Below are 6,000 nucleotides of genomic sequence, written 5' to 3'. Positions count from 1 at the left end.
TTTTAGTTTGTACCTTGGTTTGGTTGAGTTATCTCGGCTATTTGAAGACAATCTATACCTAACTCTTTTCTGGACTCATTTTATAGCTATAAATTTATTTGTTGGTGGATGGATGGTGAAAGACTCTCAAAAATACTACGTAAATAAAGTACTAATGTCAGTCCCTTTAATAATTACATACTTAATTGGTCCTATTGGTTTATTTATTTATTGGATAATTAGAATTTTTTACGCCAAAAAACTAAATCTATATGAGTAATCATATAGATTTTTACTTCGATATTATTAGTCCTTACGCTTACATCGCATATAAAAAAATTTTAAAAATTAATAATGTTAATTTTAAATTAAAGCCAATATTATTAGGTGGTCTTCATAACTTAGCAGGTATTACTGCCCCTGCATTTAACAAATATAAAATGAAAAATATGCAAAATGATTGTGAACTTGTTTCAAAAAAAAATAACATAAGTTTCAAATGGAATTCTAGATTTCCAATAAACTCTTTGCATATAATGAGAGGCTATCTTTGTGTTAAAGATAATAAAAAAGAAGAATACTTAAATAGTTTTTTTGAAGCTTATTGGAAAGATGATCAAGATTTATCCAAAGAAGAAAATATTAAAATGCTATTAAAAAAATTAAAAATTGATGAAAATGATTTTTTTAATTCTATTAAAAACCAAAACATTAAAGATAAATTAAAAGAATTAACTCAAGAAGCTTTTAAAAAAGAGGTATTTGGAGCTCCTACTTTTATAGTAAATAATAAAATTTTTTGGGGACAAGACCGTCTAGAATATGCTTTAGATGTAGTTAAAAATATTTAAATTATTTTAAAACTACTGTTACTTATAGATCCAAAACCACCTTCAATGTGAGAGATGTTTTTAAAGCCTTTTTCAATTAAAGACTTTACAGACATTTCAGATCTAATTCCTCCAGCACAAAACAAAACTACTTCTTTATCTTTATCAATTTGACCATTTTTAAAAACATCACTATTAGGATCAAGAAGTGTCTCTAAATTTCCCATAGGTATATGGTTAGCTCCTTCAACTTTTCCTGTAAGTTCTAATTCATTTAATTCTCTAATATCAATTAGATTACATTTATTTTCTTGAACCATTTGATACGCTTGATCTGCACTTATAGTTGAAATTTTCATAAACTTTATTTTACTGGAGTTTGTGATGATTTAAAAATCATATTAATATATTCTTATACCATATTATGAAAAAAATTTTTATAAAAATTTGCAAATTATTGGGTTATGAAATTATAGATCAAAACTCTTTTTCATCTCCAACACTAAATAAAGTTTTGAATGAAGAGCTGTCTACTTTAAATCAAAAATCAATAATTTTACCATTAGGTGAAGTTAAAATAACAAGAAAAGTAAAATCAATTTTAATAATTTTTAGGATGAACACTGATGTAGAAATATGGGATCAAAATAGAAAAAGATTATTTGAATTTCCAAAAATTGAATATTGTAAAAGATCTTTAAATTCACTTATTAAATCAATTAAATTTTTAAATAAGAAATATAAATCATTAAAAGTTAAAACAATTATTATTGATGACAACTCATCAAAAGATAAAATTCAACAAATAAAAGATATTTTTAATGGAGAAAATATAGACATAATAAACTTAGACTACTCAAAATATGAAAATAAAATCTCGAAACAGAAAAATAAAGAAACATTTGCAAACCTAGCAAGTTTACTTCAAAGCTTTGAAATTGGTAAAGAAAAAGGAGAGGATTTAATATTTTTTGTAGAAGATGATTACCTACATTTTGAGACAATGCTTGATGAAATGATTTCTTCTTATGAAAGAATTGCATCCCAAATTAAAAAAGATATTTTTATATGTCCATCTGACTATCCTTACCTATATATGAACAACGAAAAAACTAATATTTTAATTGGTAACAAGCGTCATTGGAGAACTATAGATAAGACACTTTGCACTTTTATGACGTCTACAAGTTTATTGAAAAAATATTGGAATAATTTTAATCAAAATTGTCTAGATAGGCACGATCCTTTTGAAAAATATATCAATGAAATTTACAATAAAGAAATTTGTATTTCTCCCCTAAAGAGTTTATCACTACATTTAACTAACATTAATTCAAGTTATGGGTTGTCACCATTTATAGATTATAAAAAACTTTGGGAGGAAAATAAAACACATGATTAAAGAAAATACTAAAGCACCAATTTTTAAACTACCATCAACTAACAACAAAGATTATTCTCTTAAAGATTCAATTGGTAAATATGTTGTTCTATACTTCTACCCAAAAGATGACACACCTGGATGTACAATTGAAACTAATGATTTCAATAAATTGTTAGCAAAATTTAAAAAGCTAAACTGTGAAGTATACGGTATTTCAAAAGATAGCTTAAAAAGCCATGATAAATTTAGAGATAAATACAAGATTAAATTTGATCTACTTGCAGATGAAGAAATTAAAGTATTAAAAAAATACAAAGTCTGGGGTAAGAAAAAATTTATGGGACGTGAATTTATGGGAATAAATAGAACAACTTTTTTAATTGATAAAAAAGGTAAAATCCTAAAAATCTGGGAAAACGTTAAAGTAAAAGATCACGCCAAAGAAGTCTTAGAAACATTAAAAGATATTTCAAAATAATAAAAAAAGGCCCCTTATTTCTAAGGAGCCTTTAATTGTTGTATATTGAGAGATATTTTAGTCTCTTATTGCGTAGGCTTTAACACCCACTTCTGCAACATCAGTTCCAAGTTTTTCAGCTTGAGAACTAATTCTAAGACCAATTGTTTGTTTTAGAACTTTAAATGTGATGTAAGAAAGTATGAAACTAAATGCACATACTGCAATTACACCTGTTAACTGAGTTCCAAAATTTGTATCTGGATTACTTAATGGCACAACTAAAGTTCCAAAAATTCCAGCAAACAAATGAACAGGAATTGCGCCAACTACATCATCAATTTTTTTACTTTCTAAAAACTTTGTACCAAAGTACATGATGATTGATCCAACTGCTCCAATAGCAATTGCAAGTACTGGACTTGGAGTTAAAGGTTCTGCTGTAATTGCAACCAAACCTGCTAATGCTCCGTTAAGCATCATTACGATATCTGTTTTGCCACCTAGTAATCTTGTGATTACTGCAGCAGTAACTGTACCAGCAGCTCCTGCTAAATGAGTGTTAACTGCAATTTTACTAATTGCATTTACATCATCGAACGTTCCCATTGCAAGTTGACTAAAACCATTAAATCCAAACCAACCGAACCATAATAAGAAAGTTCCTAATGTAACAAGTGGTATTGAAGATGCTGCAAAAGGTACTAAAGATTTTGTTTCACCTTTTTTATTAAATCTTCCTTCTCTTGCACCTAATAATATTACACCCGCTAAAGCAGCTGCTCCACCACATGCATGAACTAAAGTTGAACCAGCAAAATCAGAGAAGCCTGAAGTTGCTAACCAACCTCCACCCCACTGCCATCCCATTGAAATAGGATAAATGATACCAGCCATTATTGCTGCAAAAATAAAAAATGGCCAAATTTTAATTCTTTCTGCTACAGCACCAGATACAATTGATGCAGTTGCACATACAAACATTGTTTGGAAAAACCAATCTGAATAATCTGAGTAACCAGTTGAAAGCTCTGATGCATCACTCCACATTGAGAATGATCCAATAAATCCACCTTCAGGAATTCCATAAGCTAAATTGTAACCACAGAAAAAAAATATTAACGAACAAATTGCAAACTTACCTATATTCTTTGCTGCAATTGTTGAAACACTTTTAGTTGTCACCAATCCACTTTCAAGCATACAGAAACCTGCTGCCATGAATGCAACTAAAACACCACCAAGATAAAATCCTAATGAATTGAAAATATATTGTCCTTCAGCTGACATTGTTGTTTCTGCTGAAGCAAAATTAGTAAAGCTTAAAAATATTAATAAGCTTAATGATATTTTTTTTAAATGATTAATCATTATCTCTCCTTTTTTTGATCATGTCGTTTTAATAAACATTAAAATTTTAAGTACTGCTGATAGGTCAAAAGAGTTATGAGAAATAAGCATATGTGTAAAAAAAAGGCCCCATTTCTGGGGCCTTTGGTTATTAACTAACTAGAGAGAGATATATAAGTTAATTCTTTGTTTAGAGGCTCTTCAATGAGATAACGACATGGAGATCGAAGAGCCTCTATATTGCATGCAATTAGTCACGTATTGCGTAAGCAATTACACCTGTTTCAGTAACGTCTGTACCTTTAGTTTCAGCTTCTTTACTTAATCTGATTCCAAACGTACCTTTCATTATTGACCATACGATGTAAGACACAGCAAACACAAAAATGTTAATTGAAAGTACACCGATTAATTGTGCACTGAACGATGCATCAGCGTTTGTTAATGGCACTGCAAGTGTTCCCCAAATTCCAGCAAATAAGTGAGCTGGGATTGCACCTACAACATCATCAAGTTTAAAGCTAAATAATAATTTAGTTCCAAACACTACGATTAATCCACCAACAGCTCCAATTAAAATTGCTGCAAATGGAGATGGTGATAATGGTTCTGCAGTGATTGCTACTAGACCACCAATTGCTCCGTTTAACATTTGAATTACATCTGTTTTACCGTACATTAATCTTGTAATGATACCAGCGGCCATTACTCCACCACAAGCTGCAAGATTTGTATTGATAAAGATTGATGAGATCGCAACTGCATCATCAAAAGTACCTAATGCTAATTGTGAACCACCGTTAAATCCAAACCAACCTAACCATAGGATAAATACACCTATTGTTACTAATGGAATTGAAGACGCAGCAAAAGGTTGTAACGCTTTTGGTTGACCTTTACTATCAAATCTTCCACTTCTAGCACCTAACAATATGATACCTGCTAAAGCAGCTGCACCACCAGTTGAGTGTACTAAAGTTGAACCAGCGAAATCAGAGAAGCCTAGTTCTGCTAACCAGCCTCCACCCCACTGCCAACCCATAACGATTGGATAAATAATTCCAGCTAATAAAGCTGCAAATAAGAAGAACGGCCATAACTTGATTCTTTCAGCCATAGCACCTGAACAAATTGAAACTGTTGTTGCACAGAATACCATTTGGAAGAACCAATCTGAACCATCTGAATAACCAGTATCAATTGCACTTGCATCTGACCATGGTGTAAATGATCCAATGTATCCGCCTTCTGGAATACCATAAGCTAAGTTGTAACCAACTAGCCAAAACATAATTCCAGCAATTGCATACAAACCAATATTCTTTGCACAAATTACTGAAACACTTCTTGAAGTTACCATTCCAGATTCTAACATTGCAAAACCTGCTGCCATGAACATGACAAGGAAACCACAAATTAAAAATAGTAGAGTGTTAAATATAAACCCCACTTCAGCAGAAACAGTTGTTTCTGCCATACCTGCACTACTCATGTTTAGTAAAAATACCAAACTTAGTAATGGTGCAGACATTCTCTTTATTATTTTAGTCATAAGACCTCCACTTGTTAAAGTGGTGGTTTATAAATTTAAAAAATTTAAAAACTAACGCTGATTAGGAAAATTGGGTATGCAGTTTTTGCATATAGTAACAGCCCTAAGCGTGTTTTTTCAATCGTTTAGGGCTGTTAAAAAAATATTATCTATTGAATACTTCTTTTAAAGCTTTCGCTGGTAAGAATTTTACCTTCTGAGAAGCAGCGATTTGAATCTGCTCACCAGTTCTTGGGTTTCTTCCAACTCTAGCTTTTCTTTTAGCAACCTTGTACGTCCCGAAGCCGGCGATTTTTACTGAATCGTCTCCCTTCAAGGCGTCAAGTATTGTATTAGTTATAGTATCGAACGTACGTTCCGCATCTGCTTTGCTCAAGTTTAATGAGCCAGAAAGCTTTGCTACTAGTTGTTTTTTGTTCATTTTAGCTCCGGTTTTATTGGTTAAAAA

Annotated in this window: 8 protein-coding genes; 4 read left to right on the top strand and 4 right to left on the bottom strand. The window is 30.9% G+C overall.

The genetic code is table 11. The features are described 5' to 3' along the window. Positions 1-259 (top strand): abscisic acid-deficient protein Aba4 family protein (locus AMN99_RS04220; RefSeq protein ID WP_143323926.1); only part of this gene is annotated, 259 nt, incomplete at its 5' end. Beyond that, the gene (locus tag AMN99_RS04215) at positions 252-830 is read left to right on the top strand and encodes a 2-hydroxychromene-2-carboxylate isomerase (protein WP_075506587.1); all 579 of its coding nucleotides are present in this window, start codon (positions 252-254) and stop codon (positions 828-830) included. The genes AMN99_RS04220 and AMN99_RS04215, both read left to right, overlap by 8 nt. On the opposite strand, the gene AMN99_RS04210 is transcribed toward AMN99_RS04215, so the two are convergent. Then, complete coding sequence (locus AMN99_RS04210) at positions 827-1,168, bottom strand: rhodanese-like domain-containing protein (protein WP_075506586.1); 342 nt, start codon at positions 1,166-1,168, stop codon at positions 827-829. The genes AMN99_RS04215 and AMN99_RS04210 overlap by 4 nt on opposite strands. A gap of 65 nt (positions 1,169-1,233) precedes the next feature. Between AMN99_RS04210 and AMN99_RS04205 the strand changes: the two genes are divergently transcribed. Then, positions 1,234-2,211, top strand: a complete 978-nt coding sequence (locus AMN99_RS04205; RefSeq protein WP_075506585.1) for a glycosyltransferase group 2 — start codon at positions 1,234-1,236, stop codon at positions 2,209-2,211. Then, entirely contained in the window at positions 2,204-2,671 is a 468-nt protein-coding gene (gene bcp, locus AMN99_RS04200) for a thioredoxin-dependent thiol peroxidase (protein WP_075506584.1), read from the top strand. Before AMN99_RS04205 ends, bcp begins: the two co-directional genes overlap by 8 nt. A gap of 57 nt (positions 2,672-2,728) precedes the next feature. Here the strand turns inward: bcp and AMN99_RS04195 are convergent, their stop codons facing one another. The 3 genes from AMN99_RS04195 to AMN99_RS04185 all read right to left on the bottom strand — a co-directional run bounded on the left by AMN99_RS04195 (position 2,729) and on the right by AMN99_RS04185 (position 5,973). Next, positions 2,729-4,021: an ammonium transporter family protein gene (locus AMN99_RS04195; RefSeq protein WP_075506583.1), complete on the bottom strand. Its 1,293-nt coding sequence runs from the start codon at positions 4,019-4,021 to the stop codon at positions 2,729-2,731. Positions 4,022-4,250: 229 nt separating this feature from the next. Next, positions 4,251-5,552 (bottom strand): ammonium transporter family protein, encoded by a 1,302-nt coding sequence (locus tag AMN99_RS04190; RefSeq protein WP_075506582.1) that lies wholly within the window; start codon positions 5,550-5,552, stop codon positions 4,251-4,253. A gap of 145 nt (positions 5,553-5,697) precedes the next feature. Continuing rightward, complete coding sequence (locus tag AMN99_RS04185; protein ID WP_075506581.1) at positions 5,698-5,973, bottom strand: HU family DNA-binding protein; 276 nt, start codon at positions 5,971-5,973, stop codon at positions 5,698-5,700. Between the last annotated feature and the right edge of the window lie 27 nt (positions 5,974-6,000).

Source organism: Candidatus Pelagibacter communis (assembly GCF_001180225.1).
In the GTDB taxonomy this organism is placed as follows: domain Bacteria; phylum Pseudomonadota; class Alphaproteobacteria; order Pelagibacterales; family Pelagibacteraceae; genus Pelagibacter; species Pelagibacter ubique_D.
This window is presented reverse-complemented; position numbering and strand designations above follow the sequence as displayed.

Excerpts from the sequence above, each read along its gene's own strand:
- AMN99_RS04210 (WP_075506586.1), bottom strand. The coding sequence starts at position 1,168 with ATGAAAATTTCAACTATAAGTGCAGATCAAGCGTATCAAATGGTTCAA.
- AMN99_RS04190 (WP_075506582.1), bottom strand. The coding sequence starts at position 5,552 with ATGACTAAAATAATAAAGAGAATGTCTGCACCATTACTAAGTTTGGTA.
- AMN99_RS04185 (WP_075506581.1), bottom strand. The coding sequence starts at position 5,973 with ATGAACAAAAAACAACTAGTAGCAAAGCTTTCTGGCTCATTAAACTTG.
- AMN99_RS04205 (WP_075506585.1), top strand. The coding sequence starts at position 1,234 with ATGAAAAAAATTTTTATAAAAATTTGCAAATTATTGGGTTATGAAATT.
- AMN99_RS04195 (WP_075506583.1), bottom strand. The coding sequence starts at position 4,021 with ATGATTAATCATTTAAAAAAAATATCATTAAGCTTATTAATATTTTTA.
- AMN99_RS04215 (WP_075506587.1), top strand. The coding sequence starts at position 252 with ATGAGTAATCATATAGATTTTTACTTCGATATTATTAGTCCTTACGCT.
- bcp (WP_075506584.1), top strand. The coding sequence starts at position 2,204 with ATGATTAAAGAAAATACTAAAGCACCAATTTTTAAACTACCATCAACT.